The following is a 15738-nucleotide window of genomic DNA, read 5'->3' on the forward strand; positions in this document are numbered from 1 at the left end:
AAAAAAAGCAGCTGTTTCTCTCAGAGATGTCCCATTTTCATTCATATAATGAATTACATCTAGTTTATACTCGAGAGAGTAAGTTGTATAGCATTTTTCAAACGCCTTTTCCCCTGAAAATTCAAACCGTTTAATCCATTGATAAAGTTCTCTAGAATGAACACCTATAGAATTAGCAATGGTTTTTCCACCTTCCGTACCTTCTAGATATCGTTTTACTGCTTGTATTTTATCTTTTGAAGAAAATTTAGCCATAAAAAATACACCTCCAATTGTTAATTATGTGTCTAACAATTGGGGTGCACTTCAGTAATAGGCGGTCTGTTGTTTGTTATGGTTGGCGACTGCTATTCTTTTACTCATCTCATATTATATTTAGTTGAAGTATTGAGAATAGAAGAATAGGAGTAGAAAAATTAATGTTTTTCCAAATAATTTATTGAATAGACTTAAAGGGATAAACAGCTCTCCTATGGTAAGGCTTTTGAGTTTATTCCTGTTTGGGTTTTTTAACAATTCTTTAAATGTTTGAAAGTTTATTTTATTAATGAAAGACCAACTTGGCATAGCTTTTATGTCTGAATCTATTTTGAAAATGATATGAATACTATGTGTATGAAAGCTGCCTATACTTAAAATAAGCATAAATCCTAAAATAATGAACCAAGTCATTTTTTAGCACCTCCTTTCAGTATTTAATATTAAGATATTAATAACGGTGAGGAAGTGTGCTATTGTCCATGAAAAATATTGAGAAATTGTTGAGGAAACGTTGAGACTGTTGCAATGCAATCGATCGTAGCATAGTTAACTATGCTTGTCCTGTTATATTTGTTAAAAAAGGAAAGAGAACAGTTGCGTAGACTGTTCTCTTAAGGAGCGGAAGTGCTGAACATAAGTGCTGAACATTTTTCAATGACAATGATTCAAGCCTTCCAATTATAGTGTGTACAAATAATTACAATTCATACAAAGAGGCAGGTGTAAATTATTCATACATTAAAATTACTTTATTATAGATTGAGTGTATTACAAAGTACAAAGAGCACTTTTCAAAAGTGCTCTTTGTAAGGCACATTAGGACTTGAAAGAGGCATCATTGCCAATTCGAAAGGAGATATCTATATACAACATATGAAGATGATTTGAAAAGGTGACGATAAAAACCAAAAGAGCAGTAAGGATGTACCAATTGCTCAGCTTCAGGGGAATTGGAGAGGGGGAGATTTATATTGTTAGGGAGATTTTTGAATGCTATTCCATTATGATAAACTATGCAGATGAATAATAAGAGTGAAGTTGTAAATTTATCATCTATAGTGTAATCTTCACCATTTGAAATAGGAACTCTTAAAATGTTATCCTGAGAAACTAGATGCGATCAATCATGTTGATAATCAAGTGCTTCGTCCTTTGTAGAACCTGGGGAGGCATATGCCGCTGTAATTCTTCAGTAAACGTAAGCATTTAAAGATTCATAAAGAAATGCTATCCCTTCCTATAATTCTACAGAAAGGATAACGTTTTTTGCTTTATGGGTCGTATAAAACTTTAGCTTGATAGCGCTGTGATAATGCCCCGTTTAAACAAATTTCCCTTTTCCATACTGATAATGCCCCTTTTTTAGAGTCATCCTATCAGCATGTCGAAGATTAGGAGATTACTTGCAAGAGCTTGGAATTATTGCAACCGTGCTGTGTTATAATTCTAAAGTACTGACATTTCATGTAGGACTTATAGATGTCGGTTTGACATATGAAATGTAAAATCAATCCGTCATTTTGAAGGTTCAGGCTACCAATATTTAAACTATTATTCGAACTAAAAGAAGTACAAGGAGGAAGGTATATCTATTAAGATAGTGAGATATGCCAAATTAGAAATGAATATTAAATTTAATAAAAAAGTAGTAGCATTCACGGCAGGATTAACGGTATTATCTTCACCATTGGTATCGTTTGCAGAGGAACAACAATCAGTAAACAATAAGCAATCTACAAGCCTTCAAGTGCAAGGTAACACAGACCAACTTCAAACAACAACAGATGAACAGGCTTTAAAAAGTATTGAAGCTAGTTTTGAAGAGGTAGACGGACGTGGTGGAGGTACTGTCGACAATAGGAAAGTAGATAGTCTTCAACGTTCAGAAGGTATTCATGAAGAAACAGGTACATTAACTGTTCCTAACAATTCAAACAGAACAAAACGTAGTCTGTCTCCCATATCACCTAGCACCTCTAGTACAATAAACGGTGTTCCATTCACTGAATGGATTGTTCCAGCAGGTAACGATAATATTCGTCCTCAAAACTACATGAGTCCAAAGTATATTACAATTCATGAGACTGATAATACAAGTGTAGGAGCAGGTGCTAGAAACCATGCTCAATACCTATATAACCAAGCAGTAGGTAACACGGACCGAGCTGCATCGTGGCATTTTACAGTAGACGATAAAGAGATTTATCAACATCTACCATTAAACGAGAACGGATGGCACGCAGGAGACGGTGATGGTCCAGGTAATAGAGAATCTATTGCAATTGAAATCGCAGTTAACAGTGACGGAAACTACAGTAAAGCAGTAGATAACGCTAAGAAACTTGTAGCTTATTTAATGAAAGAAACTGGTGTACCGTTAAATAACATTGTAAAACACCAAAAATGGAGCGGTAAAATCTGCCCTGCTAACATGATTAATAATGGGCAATGGGATGTATTCGTAAATAGCGTTGAGGGATATTATAATAATCTTTATCAACCAAAAGATGACATTACAGGAGGTTGGTATGAAGAAGCTATTCGAGAGTTAAATAGAAGGGGTATTATGATAGGGGAAGGAAACGGAGTTTTCGCACCCAATAGAGCGATAACAAGAGCCGAATTTGCTCAATTAATCTCTAAATCTCTAAACCTGCCAGCTGGAGATGCTTCATTTAAAGACCTAAACGATGCAAATTCAACTTTACGAGATGGTATTAAACGTACTGCAAGTGCAGGTATCATTCAAGGTAGAGGAGATGGTTATTTTGACCCAAACACACCTATTACAAGAGAAGAATCAGCAATTATTGTAAACAAGGCTTTACAGTATAAAGGTATATGGGGACCAGTTGTAAACCTACCATTCTCAGACAAAGACCAAATTAGCTATAAAGAAGATGTACAAAGATTGTATGGCTTAGGTATTGTCAAAGGTAAGGGTGAAAATCAATACGACCCTAAAGGAACAACAACTCGTGGTGAAACAGCAACATTCATTCTAAATATGCTACAAGTAATTGAAAATGGCAGTGTTGAAAAGGTAGTTGGAACGGCTCAAATTAATGGTATTGGGGTAAATGTTCGAAGCGGGTCAGGTACAAACTATTCTATTGTTAGAAAGACAAGTAAAGGCGAAAAAGTTACAGTATATGAAGAAAAGAATGGTTGGCTAAGAATTGGAACAGGTCAGTGGATTTATTATGACTCTAGTTATATCGATTATAACAGATTATAAAAGACTAAATACTTAAAAGAACAGGTCATATTTGGATATATAACTTACTCTTAGGTTGTGAAGAAGACTTTCTTCACAACCTGTTTTTGTGACTGGCCCCTCTATTACCTATCAATACTGATGAAAAGAGGAGAAGGAGAGATTCATTATGGTGCTGGAATTGGGAAATCATCGTAATTAGCGTGTATGCAATTAGAGGCTAAGGTTTTTCTGATAATTAAGTGGAGGTCACTATACGTACCCATCCAGCCCATATTTTGAAATATTTTAAAACGAAAAAATGAGCTGGATGGGTAAAAGTTAGCACAAAATTTCGTTCTGAGGGTACTATAAAACCTTCGCTTGATAGAAAAGAGATAACATTAACTTTGTTGCCTAGAATTGCTCGTGCTAGATGTGGGTAGATTCAAAATTTATAGGCTTTATTAATCATCATTTGATTCACCTTCATTTTGGTAGGTGTCTCCTTGGTTAAAATGATAAAAAATGCAAAAAGAACTTGTAGGCATCACTACAAGTTCTTTTTTAGATAATATAAAAAGGTGAAACAAACTATCTCATTACTCGTAACAGGGAAACTATCTTACTTAAGGCTTGGTTTCATTATATAACAAATATTAACATGCAGCGTTTTAATGTGTGAAAATTACGTGAATTAGCAAATGAAATTTCATCTCTATTCGTTAAGAATTCCACTTATTCGTTTTTTAACACCTTTAAATCAACGTTGAATAGATTAACAATATTTGCTAAAATAATATTATAATAATGCAATATACAGCAATTTATATAATATAAAGATAAAAAATTTACATATCACTAATTGAACGCTTAGTCGTTGATTAATGGAGTAAGGTAAATAACGAAGTACATTTAATATACAATTCTTTCCGCAGCATAAGATACGTAATTAAGACATTTGATAGAAATAGAGTGCGAATAATGAGAAAGATGCTGACTTGTGGGTTACACTAATCAACTTGAAATGTTATAGGGGTGTACAAGTACTACAGCCAAAAAGTGATCTGTAATGAATATCGAAGAGGCTTACGCAAAGTTATATGTGAGTCTATGTGCGAAGGAAAAGGATAACGTTTATAGGAGGAAGCATGAGGGGGCAATTTAATATATGTAACGGGGGAATAATATTATGAAATTTAATACGAAATTATTAAAGAAATTACTTGTATTAAGTGCAACGTCTGTATCAATTTTCAGTGCCTGCTCTGCAAAGGAAGATGGGGATTACAAGCCATATAAGGAACAAGACTCTATAGAAGTCGCAAAGGTCGAAGAGGAGAAGTCTAATCCCCCTAAGATTGTAGAGAAGAAGTCCACTCTGCCTAAGGTCAAAGAGGATACAGAAGAACCTAAGAAGAAAAAAAAGCTACAACAAGTGGAGGAATCTAAGAATAAAGATGAGGAAATTAATGACAAATATCCGCATTATAAAGATGTACATGAGGACGCATCAACAGTATCACTAGAACAGTATAATCAAATCAAGGTTGGAATGCCTGCGGACAAAGTCATAGAGATAGCAGGAAAGCCTGGATCCAGCGAAACAACTAAATTGTTCTCTATCTATATATATTTAGGTCACGGTGGACACGGTTCGATGACTATAAAGTTTGATTCTAATAGAAATGTAACGAACAAAGAGCAAGATGGTCTTAGCAATACTGCAGTTAAAGATGAGAAGGCTAGCAAAGAACAGGAAGATCCTAATCCTGAATCTGTTAAGAAATCTAGTGCTATAATTCCAAACGATTTTTGCGGACATGGACATGACGAAACGAAGGAGCTAGCGCACGACTGTGAAAAAATTACTGATAAGAAGGCATATAGAAGATATCAACTACAACAAAAGAGAGAAGAGCGAAAAAGACAAATTAGGGGCGAAGAACAGGAATTAATTGATTACGATCAGGGGGATGCAGCTTACAAGGAACAGCAGCGCATTTACGAAGAAATACAACGTAGAACAGAAGAAAGGGGATCGGTTGATTACGATTACGATCAAGTTAGAGCTCTTAACAAAGAAAGACAGCGTATGTACGAAGAAATACAAGAGTGAGATGAAGAAAAAGAGTGTAAAGTGTAAACTAAAAAAGCTAAATGGTACGAGGAGTATATTTCATAGATAGGAATTTGAATTATTGAAAAATCAAAATATGGAAGAGTAAATAAAAGACGCTAGTTGGCGTCTTTTATTTATCATTATTAGTAAAACTTCACTGGTGATTACTATTAATATTATAATATTTGATCTTGGAATTAACTTATTAGATAATGCTATTGATTGTATAACATCTGACAAATGACTAAAGATAATAAAAAAATTCTTGATACAAAAATCTAAATTGTATAATATATAGGTATATTGTTATTTGTTGAATTCCGTTTATTCCCACGCCTTATGTGTTGTGGTTGAGTTGCAGAAGCAAGTTGTGTTCTTGTTTCAATTTTGAAAGGGCTTCTTTGAGCCGATTAGTGCATATATAGCTTATTTTGTTATGCACATTTTTAATCGACTTGAAGAAGTCCTTTTTATGTTGTTTTCAAGTTGCAGGTGGGATTATTTATGATTCATAACAAAATGAAATAAAATAATGTTTGAATAGTATTAGTAGATCTAAAAGAGTAATCTAAAGAGCCGGATGATATATTGATTGATATAGATAAGTTATTAGGGAGTGCAAATGAAGAACTACGATATAAATCATGTGATGGTAGTTTATACAGGGGAAAAGGAAGAACTAAGTGATATGAATACTTGGAGCTTCCTTTTTTATTGCAATTAGAAATCTGGTAGATGATTATGCATATAAAAATGATTTAGCGGAAAAATTTTATTTAATTTCAATACATAGAAGAAAAAGAAAAAAACAAATTCGTAAAGGGCTAGTTTAAGTGCGATTCACTTGAATAATTGAGAGGGGAAATGTATTGGTGAAACGTCTTGTTTCTTGCTGACCAAGGGAATGCAGGATGATTAGTAAGGAGTAAGAGCGTATTACTACTCTCACAAAGGAAATTACATTAGAAAAGGGTCTGTCAGTGTTTACAATTTATTTGTTACATCGGTCTAAAAGAATTTGGATGGAGAAGTAAATGCTAAGTGAGAACATGAATGACATTTCTAGAACTTGAACAATTGTGCTTTTTGTTAATAGTGAAAATCAGAAGTAGAAGAGGCACAAGCGTTAAAGTGGACTGCAAAAGTGACAGAAAGAGAACAAGGATTAACGTTATTTATAAAGATATCTAATAAGAAGTGCTATCGGATTTATACAGAAGGAGGGATAATACCAGAAAATATATGAATGTATATAAAATTTGAGGTGAATTCACCTATTTTCTATACATTAGTTGAATCAAACAATAGATGACTAGGGGGTGTATAACATCCATTTCCCAGTTAAATTTTCTTAGATAAATAGCATGAAATACAGTATGTTCTCACTCATTTGTATAAGGATAAAATAGCCTTTTATTTTTATGCAAATGAGTGAAACAGAACGATTCACCATATAAGAATATTCGACTATAATGAAACACTGTACGTCATTGTAATATTAAGATGTTTTAAGATTAAAGTGATTATTAGTCATAAAATATGAGTTTCGAGACCTCAGCAAAATATTGCAATGCTTTATATACATGAGATTGTAAAAATTATTTTATTAAAATTACTGGAGGCTGATGAAATATGATAATAGATCATATAAGCAACAATGTAGTAAAAAAATTGGAACAAACGGTGCGCTATGAAAAGAAACAGGTACAGGTATTACGTGTAAGTAAAAGTAGTTCTAATATGCACGCTTACATGATTTTCCCAGAATTCTCAGAGGTTAAAATTTCAAATACTGAACTGGATGAATATATAGAAAATCTATCAACAAGTCTGAAATATGTCATTGATCGCAAGTTAAGTCTACAAGAAATTGAAAAACAAAATCATTCTTTCATTATGACATGCGCAGTCGAGGAAGATGGTGTTATAGATGATGAAACGATTCATTTTAATACGACGTATGTTAAGCCACCTACACTTGCGAGTAAGGTATTTAAGCTAGTGTGTGGTTTAGGAAATCGTTTGAATAGCTTAAAAGAGTTACATATAACAGTATTAAATAATAATATTAATCGAATTGAAATAGAGTTTTATAATGAAAATGAAACATATGTAGCAGTAGAAAAAGAAGAAATTGCAAATGCGATTATGGGAGCATATACAAAAGCCAATATCTATTATTCCGCAGATCTCCGTTATGTTGCAGAAGGAAATGAAATCAAATTAAAGAGCATTAAGCCAAAATTAGCGGGTGATGTGTTGTGAAGCGAGAAAAAGGGATGATTGGAGTTTTATGTACATTTGTTTTTATGATCCTAGTACTCATACCTTTACATACAGCTCATGCATCTGTAAAAGTGGATTTTAATGAATTGAAAGGAAATGATGTTTCTTCATCTTTTAACGAAGGATTAAACAATCGAACAAAAACGACAGAGAAAGACGATTCATTTGGGTCATCAATTATACAAAAAGTTGAGGGTATGTATGCACCAGCTTTTAAAGTAGGGGTAAATATCTTTTCTATCTCTTTCATATTAGGTGTTATTGTCATGGTTATGGCGTTAATTACAAAGAATGGTCAATGGATGAAATGGGCAACAGGGAGTATGATTTTCTCGTTCGTTAGTATGATGGCAATGAGATTAAGTGTATATTTCTTATTTAGTTCGGATGTATTTTCGTTTATGAACATTTTTACGGATTTTTTAGACCTGTTTAAAGCAACAGCACTTATTTTTACACCCTTTATGTTAATTGCAGGAATTCGTTTACGAAGAATTCACGAGAGTACAAAACAACCTGAGTATTATCGTTGGTCTAATCGCGTTATAACGGGATCTTGTTTACTATGTATGTTAGCCGTACTGGGTCCATGGTTATTTGCGAATATGTAAAGAAATATATATAGATGCAAAAGGTACTGAATGTTCATTCAGTACCTTTTATCTACCCATCTGATTTTTCCTTTCATATTCTGCAAATATCTCCTCTGATATAGGGGATAATTCGTTCGATTTTTAATCGTTTTTTGTTGTAAAGGATTTCCATTTGTAGAATGAACACTCCTCGTAGTAGAGCTGGTATGCCTACAAAACAGACGAGGAAGATAGAAACTAAAATAATATTTAAATTAGAAATTCATACCTCGTATTTAATAATAACTTAATTTATTTTGATAGGAGTGCTTGTTTTGAAAAGAAATCCAGAATATACCGCTTTACGTAATTCTATCTTGATAGGTTGGCTGCTCACAATTATTGTTATGGGCTTATCTATCTATTTTTCTTCTATTATATATTTACTAATTGGATGTTTCATTTTGTCATTGAAATATGGATTAATGGGCACTATAAAGAATGTAGAAAAGCGTTTGCCAACCTGGGCTAATTTTGGAGTGATTGAAAAACCAGTGAATCGGAGGGTGACAAGACCGTTTCAATTTCGGGGCGGACTCATTGTTTCATTAGCATTAGGATTCATAGAGATGGTGATAAAAGGTTTATGTATCTCATATTATATTTTAGGATTAGAAACCCATGTATATCGTTTAATGCGTAGAAACACAAGAATGTGAAAAGGGGACTTAAATTATGAAAGTATTAATATTTGAATTAATTCTAATTGTGCTTCTGATACCGATAAACATTATGGTAAAAAAACATGCTCCAAAATGGAAAGGAAGAGCTGGAGAAAAGATGGTAAAACGTATATTAAGAAAATTAGATCACGAAAGGTATTGGGTGTTACATGATGTGGCGGTTCATACAGAGTATGGTGATACAACTCAAATTGACCATATTGTTATTGCAGAAACAGGTATATTTGTTATAGAGACGAAGAACTACGAGGGCTGGATTTATGGAAGTGAGAAGGCAGCAAGATGGACACAAGGTATTTTTAGAAAGAAACACTCTTTTCAGAATCCATTTAGACAAAATTATAAGCACATGAAAACAATTGAATGGGTGATGGAACAACAGCTGCCGTGTATTTCTATTGCAGCGTTTCATCCAAAATGCAGCCTAAAAAGAGTAAATGTTCATTCTAAAGATAAACATGTCCTATATTATAACGATCTAAAAAAATGTATCGAATCTTATATTGATGTGAAATTAACAAAAGACGAGGTCGAGCATATTTACCAGACTATTTTGCAAGCAAATATTACTGATAAGGATACTGAAAATAAACATGTGAAGTATTTACAGAAGTTCGCTAAACAATAAGAAACGGAGAAAGGAACAATGTTATATATAATAGGATTTTTGGTAATCATCGTAGTAGTTATTCGTCTTAACGTGAAGTATTACCAGTTAAAAGGTAACCCAAAAGATTTTGTGATGAAAAAGAAGGATTAAGGATTTATTTTAGAAATAGAGGTAATAGAATACATATATTATTTTAGCCATCATCAAAGGTCATAAGAACCGTTTTACGATCGATAAATACATACATTACTATATTTTATTAATGAATTTAAGTGATAAAATAAATAAAAATAAACAGGAGGTTTAGTTGTGAAAGAAGTGTTAGATGTAGAAACGTATTTAAAGAAAATGAAGAATCAGAAAATAAATTATGATAAAGTATTAAGAAAAATGATTAATGATTGGGAAGCAAGGAACGAAAGACCAAAGGTGTTACTTCATTCATGCTGTGCTCCTTGTAGTACTGCTTCATTGGAATTTCTTGCAGAACATGCAGATATTACGATTTTTTTCTCGAATTCGAATATCCATCCGAAAAGTGAGTACATGCGACGCTCTAATGAACAAAAGATCTTTGTAGAAAAGTTCAATGATCGTACTGGGCACACAGTAGGATTTCTTGAGGATGACTACCGTTCAAATGTATTTTTTAAAATGGTAAAAGAAGAAGGTTTGGCAGAAGAGCCAGAAGGCGGGCTTCGTTGTTCAGCTTGTTTTGATATGAGATTGGATCGTTCAGCTGAGGTAGCACAAGAAAAAGGTTTTGATTACTTTGGGAGTGCCATTACTCTTTCTAAAAATAAAAATAGTCAATTAATAAATGAACTTGGAATCGGTGTGCAAAAAAATTATGATTCGCGTTATTTACCAAGTGATTTCAAAAAAAGTAATGGATATCAACGTTCAATTGAAATGTGTAATGAATATGATGTTTTCCGTCAGTGTTATTGTGGATGTTCATTTGCAGCAGAGAAACAAGGTATAGATTTAAGATCGGTGAACAAAGATGCAATACATTATCTGAAAGAAAATAATCTTAGTTTAAAAAAATAGATTTAATGGAGAGAAATTCGATGTAAGATTAACCTATGATTTACAAGCGAAACGCATTATGTTTCTAAAGGAAAAACGTAAAAAGCTAAAATAGTTCGGGAATAACTCCTTACTGGTTAAAGTTCTAGAGAAGAAAAAACCAATAAGGAGTGTTTTCTTAATCTCGCATTGCCCCTGCCTCTCGGGAAGTCATTGCTCCTTGTCCTGCTCTTACATCATTTTGAATTTCTTGTTTCACTTTTTGTGCATCTGTTTCAGCAAAATCTGGTTTCATAACAGAACCAGGACTTTTTATAGCTTTTTTACGATCTTGCATACAAACCCTCCTCGATTTAACATTTAACAATCTTAGTATTTACAAAAATACACTCGGTATACTCCGAGTAGTATATTGTTTATTGAAGAAAAAATTGATTACTATAAGGTGGTAGAGGAACATAGGGAATAACAATCTTCCATTAATATCTCTCTCAAAAGTTTAGAGAAATATCTGAGGGGAAAACGCCTTTCTCTCTGTGGAAATATAAAGGAAGAATAGTGTTTTTTAATTTTGGATACAATAGTCTAATTATGCAAATAACCACTTGTTAAGGTTATTAGTAAAAGTGGGATCCAAGAATGACTAAATAGGGAATCTAATAGATGGATATGGAAAAATTTAATTCAATATAATAAAAAACCTTTATTTAAGGCAATTAGACTTGCTTTAAATAAAGGTTCCATCAAAAAATCACTATCAATTGTTAGTTTAAAACCAAATTGAAGTGTATATATTTTATTGGGAAATCGCTTTATAGACATCAAGCAAACCATTACCAAAAAAACTTTTATTAGTAGGGGTATCATTGCTAACTCCATTTTTATAAAGATATCTCACGGCCTTATCTGGATTTTTTTTAAAATTATTTTTATCAATAATTAATGCTAAAGCACCTGACACTTTTGGAGCGGCAAGTGAAACCCCTATAGAGAGAGCATAGCCACCACCAGGGGCGGTAGTTAATATTAGTTCTTTTAACATTAACTTATTTTTTACCCACTGTTCTAAACCATATTGCTGAAATAATCTATTATCTCCTCCAGGTGCAGCAATATCTATAAAACTTTCACCATAATTTGAAAATAAGGAGAGTAATTTAGATGGACCAACAGATGAAACTGTTACTATATTTGGCAACTCAGCAGGAACATCTAATACTTCTCCAGTAAATGTTATCCCAGTATTTTCATTTTTTTTTCTAAAAAAATCATTCATTTCCTGCTTGTTAGTAACATCAAGAGCATCATTACCAGCCGCAGCAACTATAATACTTCCCTTTGATTTAGCATATTTAATGGCTTTTTTATAAGCTTTAATTTCGGATAATTCCTCACTAGATTCACCGTCTGAAGAAGATACTATACCATTGATGAGGTATTCGCCTAAACTTAAATTGATAACATCAACATTATCTTTCGCAGCTTCAACTATGGCTTTAATAACCCAAATAGCCTCACCTGCTCCATTACCAAACACTCTATACATTTTAATTCCAATACCAGGAGCAACCCCTTTCATAAAACCATTAGCTGCAACCTGTCCAGCAGTAAAAGTTCCATGTCCTCTTAGATCTATTAGGCGATTTAATTCACCTGTTTCTTGAGATTCTTGCTCTCTAAATCCACCTTTAGGTACTAAATTTTTAGATCCAGGTGAAATGTTATCTTTTAAATCAGGATGATTTATATCAATGCCTGAATCAATGATACCAACAGTTACATTTTTAGTTCCTGGATATAGTCTATAGCTATCACCATTATGGGTTACTTGTTGCATATCCCATTGATTCTCCCATATTTCATTTAAGGGTAGGGGGGAAGAGACATTGGTTGCTACTTCTCTTGAATTAAACGATTGTAATGACTTATTATATGAATCTATATTAGGATCCGAATGAACAATATTCATTGCTTTTTCGGTAGCTTTCACTTGTATAACACCAATCTCTGGGACACTATAGACTACTTGCATATCATATTTTTGAAACTTACTAGCTAGTTTTTGGTTATTTTCATAATTCTTCAACATTATAGTATAATATTGTGATTTATTTTCAGCATGAACTGTAGTAATAGGTATGAAAGTTCCGGAAATCAAGTTAATTAACAAAAGGAATTTAATTATTTTTTTCATAAAATCACCTCTTGATATATTATGTATAATCCTTAGTTTACTAAATCGTTAATGAAAAGAGATGTTAAGGGAATTAGTGATTTGAAAAATTTATTCACTTTGATATCGATAAAATGTATTTTAGGAATAAGTTCATTAGAGAAGAGAATTAAATAAAAGGGAATGAGTAATTAAATATATAAAGTATTTAATTACTCATTCCTATGATTTCAAATTTAAATTATAAATCTTTTTTTGCATATACTTTCAGAGATATTATCATTGATATAAAACCAATAATAATTGAGATGAAACAAGGCATCCATGTTAGGACAGTTGGTGAGAATGGAAAAATACTTTTGAAATCAATATCACTTGATTGTAGTCCCCTTATAAGAGTAGGAGCAACAAAAGGTATTAAAAAAGCAGTTAAAAGTGATATGATTTTGGTTTTGTCATAACCAAATTTAAACTGAACAGGAAGTAGTACACCAAATAAAATACTTAGAGTTAAAAAAGTTATTCCAAGAGCGCTAGCGCTCAGGCTTTCTATACCCGATGGTGCGACAACTGAAATGATTATACGGATAATAGCTGCACAAATAAAAATTACAAAAAGAAAAAGGTACTTCGCTTTTACAAATGCGCTTCGTGTGTATGGGGTAGCACAAAGTAAAGCCGCTCCCTTGTACTGATCCTCAAATTTGGATACCGTTCCGAACAAAATATATTCCATCAAAATAACGGTTAAAAGAAAGCTAACAAGACCGCCATCGTTTAATTGTAATTGTGAAGAAAGATAAATAGGAGCTATAGCAGCAAAAACGAGTAAGATTAGAAAATATTTTTTGACTAACAAAAAGTCTTTCATCACTAGGTTAATTAACATGGATGTTCCCCCCAATATATGAAAGCATAATCTCCTCAATAGTTGGTCTTTCTATTAATACATCAGGCATGAGTCGACGTACATCATCTTTTTTATTAGTAATCCCTTCAAATCCATAGTGAGTTTGATGTAAATTTAAAAAAAGAGGTCTTGTTTGCTTATTAATTAAGCGGTTGTCGCCCTTTACCAATGCATGTGTATCTATTAAAACATCTTTTTCATCATTTACTAAAACTTTTCCATCATCAATTAAAATAATCATATCAGCAATTTTATCTAAATCAGATGTAATATGAGTGGAAAAAAATACGCTTTTCCCCGGCTCTTTCATGAAATCAAGGAGAATATCCATTAATTCACTCCGTACTAATGGATCCAAGCCACTTGTTGGTTCATCCATTATTAATAGATCTGCATGATGGGATAGGGCTAATGCAACTGCAAATTTCATTCGCATTCCTTTGGATAGAGTAGAGATTTTTTGTTCTAGATTTAAGTTAAACTTTTTAATATAATTTTGGAAAACTGTTTCATCCCATTCAGTGTAGGATGGAGCAATAACATTTTTCATTTCCTTTACTGTTAATTCATCATAAAAATAGCCCTCGTCTAGCACAATACCAATTTTGTTTTTAGACTTTCTTTCATGCTTATCCATATCTTTTCCTAGAAAATTAATTTTCCCAGAATCTTTTAAAATAAGACCCAAAATCGCTTTAATTGTAGTGGTCTTTCCAGAACCATTTGTACCGATAAATCCTGTTATACAGTCTGTATTAAGTGAAAAGGTAACATCTTTTAACGAAAAATTTCCGTAAGATTTATTTAAATTATTTACTTCTAACACAACATTCATTTTTCATTCTCCTCCTCTAAAATTAAATCTAAAATTGAATGGAGATCATCTGCATGAATACCTATACTACGAGCCATTTGACAAACTTCAGTAAGTTTAACTTCTACCATCCGGCGTTTGGACTCCATTAACAACTCTAAATTTGTAGGAGCTACATAGGTCCCTTTTCCAACCTTTGTAATAATAAAGCCTTCTGTTTCTAATTCTGCATAAACTCTTTTTGTAGTAAGTACACTTACATGTAAGTCGTTAGCAAGTGAGCGGATTGATGGTAATTGTTCACCCTCTTTTAATTCATTGTTAAATATGGATTCCTTAATTTGCTCCTTTATCTGTTGATATAAAGGCAGACTTGATACATTACTTAAGACTATTTTCATTAAACAACCTCTCTATCGATGAGTGTTATGTTATGTAATGCACACCATACACACCATACACAGTTAACATTATAAATTATAAAAAGCAGTTTAACAAGATATACTGCGATTAAATAACTTTTCATAAATAAAATTTTTAGTATCAGTTAATAAAGATATTTGTTATTTTAAATAAACCAAAAAGAAAGTTTTGTAAATATATGTCACAAAATATTAAAGAAACACACACAAAATGTTTGAAATTTTTTGATTGTTTTTAGAAAACATAGGGAGTTATACTTTAGTCGCACCACACAATACAGAAAAGGGGGTAGGTCAAATGGAAACACCAGTAGTACAACCAAGGGACTGGACTTGTTGGAGTTGTTTAGTATGTGCAGCATGTTCTGTGGAATTATTAAATTTAGTTACTGCGGCAACAGGGGCTAGTACTGCAAGCTAATATCCTTTCAGAAGTTTTTTGGTTAAAAGCACTAAGAGAATGAGCACTTTTGGTCAAATTAGACTTTCTAGGAGAAAAATAAATAATCAAAAAGGAGACGTTCTAAATGGAAACACCAGTAGTACAACCAAGGGATTGGACTTGTTGGAGTTGCTTAGTATGTGCAGCATGTTCTG

General features: G+C 32.6%; 15 protein-coding genes and 1 pseudogene. 8 read left to right on the forward strand and 8 right to left on the reverse strand.

What is annotated here, in order from left to right; genetic code table 11:
* Positions 1 to 255 (reverse strand): transposase (locus AB6801_RS19355; RefSeq protein WP_370941123.1); only part of this gene is annotated, 255 nt, incomplete at its 3' end.
* Between the two features lie 120 nt (positions 256 to 375).
* Positions 376 to 672 carry a hypothetical protein gene (locus AB6801_RS19360; RefSeq protein WP_000219742.1) on the reverse strand — a complete coding sequence of 99 codons (297 nt, stop codon included), beginning with the start codon at positions 670 to 672 and terminating at the stop codon, positions 376 to 378.
* A gap of 1210 nt (positions 673 to 1882) precedes the next feature.
* Here AB6801_RS19360 and AB6801_RS19365 point away from each other — a divergent pair.
* From AB6801_RS19365 to AB6801_RS19380, 4 genes are all read left to right on the forward strand, one after another.
* Positions 1883 to 3499: an S-layer homology domain-containing protein gene (locus AB6801_RS19365; RefSeq protein ID WP_016090592.1), complete on the forward strand. Its 1617-nt coding sequence runs from the start codon at positions 1883 to 1885 to the stop codon at positions 3497 to 3499.
* A 1150-nt stretch (positions 3500 to 4649) separates the two neighbouring features.
* Positions 4650 to 5576, forward strand: a complete 927-nt coding sequence (locus AB6801_RS19370) for a hypothetical protein (RefSeq protein WP_097999551.1) — start codon at positions 4650 to 4652, stop codon at positions 5574 to 5576.
* A gap of 1635 nt (positions 5577 to 7211) precedes the next feature.
* Positions 7212 to 7844 (forward strand): hypothetical protein, encoded by a 633-nt coding sequence (locus tag AB6801_RS19375; protein WP_000582601.1) that lies wholly within the window; start codon positions 7212 to 7214, stop codon positions 7842 to 7844.
* Positions 7841 to 8476, forward strand: a complete 636-nt coding sequence (locus AB6801_RS19380; RefSeq protein ID WP_141530622.1) for a hypothetical protein — start codon at positions 7841 to 7843, stop codon at positions 8474 to 8476. The genes AB6801_RS19375 and AB6801_RS19380 overlap by 4 nt, the downstream gene beginning before the upstream one ends.
* Positions 8477 to 8524: 48 nt before the next feature.
* On the opposite strand, the pseudogene AB6801_RS19385 reads toward AB6801_RS19380, so the two are convergent.
* A pseudogene (locus tag AB6801_RS19385) lies at positions 8525 to 8717 on the reverse strand (hypothetical protein); the annotation flags it as partial.
* 55 nt (positions 8718 to 8772) lie between these two features.
* On the opposite strand from AB6801_RS19385, the gene AB6801_RS19390 reads away from it, so the two are divergent.
* From AB6801_RS19390 to AB6801_RS19400, 3 genes are all read left to right on the forward strand, one after another.
* Positions 8773 to 9156 (forward strand): hypothetical protein, encoded by a 384-nt coding sequence (locus tag AB6801_RS19390; RefSeq protein ID WP_000828138.1) that lies wholly within the window; start codon positions 8773 to 8775, stop codon positions 9154 to 9156.
* 16 nt (positions 9157 to 9172) lie between these two features.
* Positions 9173 to 9808: a nuclease-related domain-containing protein gene (locus AB6801_RS19395; protein ID WP_000866026.1), complete on the forward strand. Its 636-nt coding sequence runs from the start codon at positions 9173 to 9175 to the stop codon at positions 9806 to 9808.
* Positions 9809 to 10108: 300 nt separating this feature from the next.
* Positions 10109 to 10843, forward strand: a complete 735-nt coding sequence (locus AB6801_RS19400; protein WP_033685844.1) for an epoxyqueuosine reductase QueH — start codon at positions 10109 to 10111, stop codon at positions 10841 to 10843.
* Positions 10844 to 11000: 157 nt separating this feature from the next.
* Here AB6801_RS19400 and AB6801_RS19405 read toward each other — a convergent pair whose 3' ends face one another.
* The 5 genes from AB6801_RS19405 to AB6801_RS19425 all read right to left on the reverse strand — a co-directional run bounded on the left by AB6801_RS19405 (position 11001) and on the right by AB6801_RS19425 (position 15120).
* Complete coding sequence (locus AB6801_RS19405; protein ID WP_001153998.1) at positions 11001 to 11159, reverse strand: hypothetical protein; 159 nt, start codon at positions 11157 to 11159, stop codon at positions 11001 to 11003.
* A gap of 459 nt (positions 11160 to 11618) precedes the next feature.
* A complete protein-coding gene (locus AB6801_RS19410; protein WP_098394860.1) occupies positions 11619 to 13016 on the reverse strand; it encodes a S8 family peptidase in 1398 nt (465 codons plus the stop codon).
* A 220-nt stretch (positions 13017 to 13236) separates the two neighbouring features.
* Positions 13237 to 13884: an ABC-2 transporter permease gene (locus AB6801_RS19415; protein ID WP_000906771.1), complete on the reverse strand. Its 648-nt coding sequence runs from the start codon at positions 13882 to 13884 to the stop codon at positions 13237 to 13239.
* Entirely contained in the window at positions 13874 to 14740 is an 867-nt protein-coding gene (locus AB6801_RS19420; protein ID WP_001103609.1) for an ABC transporter ATP-binding protein, read from the reverse strand. The genes AB6801_RS19415 and AB6801_RS19420 overlap by 11 nt, the downstream gene beginning before the upstream one ends.
* Positions 14737 to 15120, reverse strand: coding sequence for a GntR family transcriptional regulator (locus tag AB6801_RS19425; RefSeq protein WP_000706800.1), 384 nt, complete (start codon positions 15118 to 15120; stop codon positions 14737 to 14739). The genes AB6801_RS19420 and AB6801_RS19425 overlap by 4 nt, the downstream gene beginning before the upstream one ends.
* Before the next feature lie 319 nt (positions 15121 to 15439).
* Between AB6801_RS19425 and tucA the strand changes: the two genes are divergently transcribed.
* Entirely contained in the window at positions 15440 to 15562 is a 123-nt protein-coding gene (gene tucA / locus AB6801_RS19430; protein WP_000449799.1) for a subclass IId bacteriocin thuricin17, read from the forward strand.
* Positions 15563 to 15738: the final 176 nt, after the last annotated feature.

Source organism: Bacillus sp. RCC_6_1 (genome assembly GCF_041360755.1).
Taxonomy (GTDB): Bacteria; Bacillota; Bacilli; order Bacillales; family Bacillaceae_G; genus Bacillus_A; species Bacillus_A cereus.

Coding starts and splice junctions, on each gene's coding strand:
- AB6801_RS19395 (WP_000866026.1), top strand. CDS start 9,173: ATGAAAGTATTAATATTTGAATTAATTCTAATTGTGCTTCTGATACCG.
- AB6801_RS19370 (WP_097999551.1), top strand. CDS start 4,650: ATGAAATTTAATACGAAATTATTAAAGAAATTACTTGTATTAAGTGCA.
- AB6801_RS19420 (WP_001103609.1), bottom strand. CDS start 14,740: ATGAATGTTGTGTTAGAAGTAAATAATTTAAATAAATCTTACGGAAAT.
- AB6801_RS19415 (WP_000906771.1), bottom strand. CDS start 13,884: ATGTTAATTAACCTAGTGATGAAAGACTTTTTGTTAGTCAAAAAATAT.
- AB6801_RS19360 (WP_000219742.1), bottom strand. CDS start 672: ATGACTTGGTTCATTATTTTAGGATTTATGCTTATTTTAAGTATAGGC.
- AB6801_RS19405 (WP_001153998.1), bottom strand. CDS start 11,159: ATGCAAGATCGTAAAAAAGCTATAAAAAGTCCTGGTTCTGTTATGAAA.
- AB6801_RS19410 (WP_098394860.1), bottom strand. CDS start 13,016: ATGAAAAAAATAATTAAATTCCTTTTGTTAATTAACTTGATTTCCGGA.
- AB6801_RS19375 (WP_000582601.1), top strand. CDS start 7,212: ATGATAATAGATCATATAAGCAACAATGTAGTAAAAAAATTGGAACAA.
- tucA (WP_000449799.1), top strand. CDS start 15,440: ATGGAAACACCAGTAGTACAACCAAGGGACTGGACTTGTTGGAGTTGT.
- AB6801_RS19365 (WP_016090592.1), top strand. CDS start 1,883: ATGAATATTAAATTTAATAAAAAAGTAGTAGCATTCACGGCAGGATTA.
- AB6801_RS19425 (WP_000706800.1), bottom strand. CDS start 15,120: ATGAAAATAGTCTTAAGTAATGTATCAAGTCTGCCTTTATATCAACAG.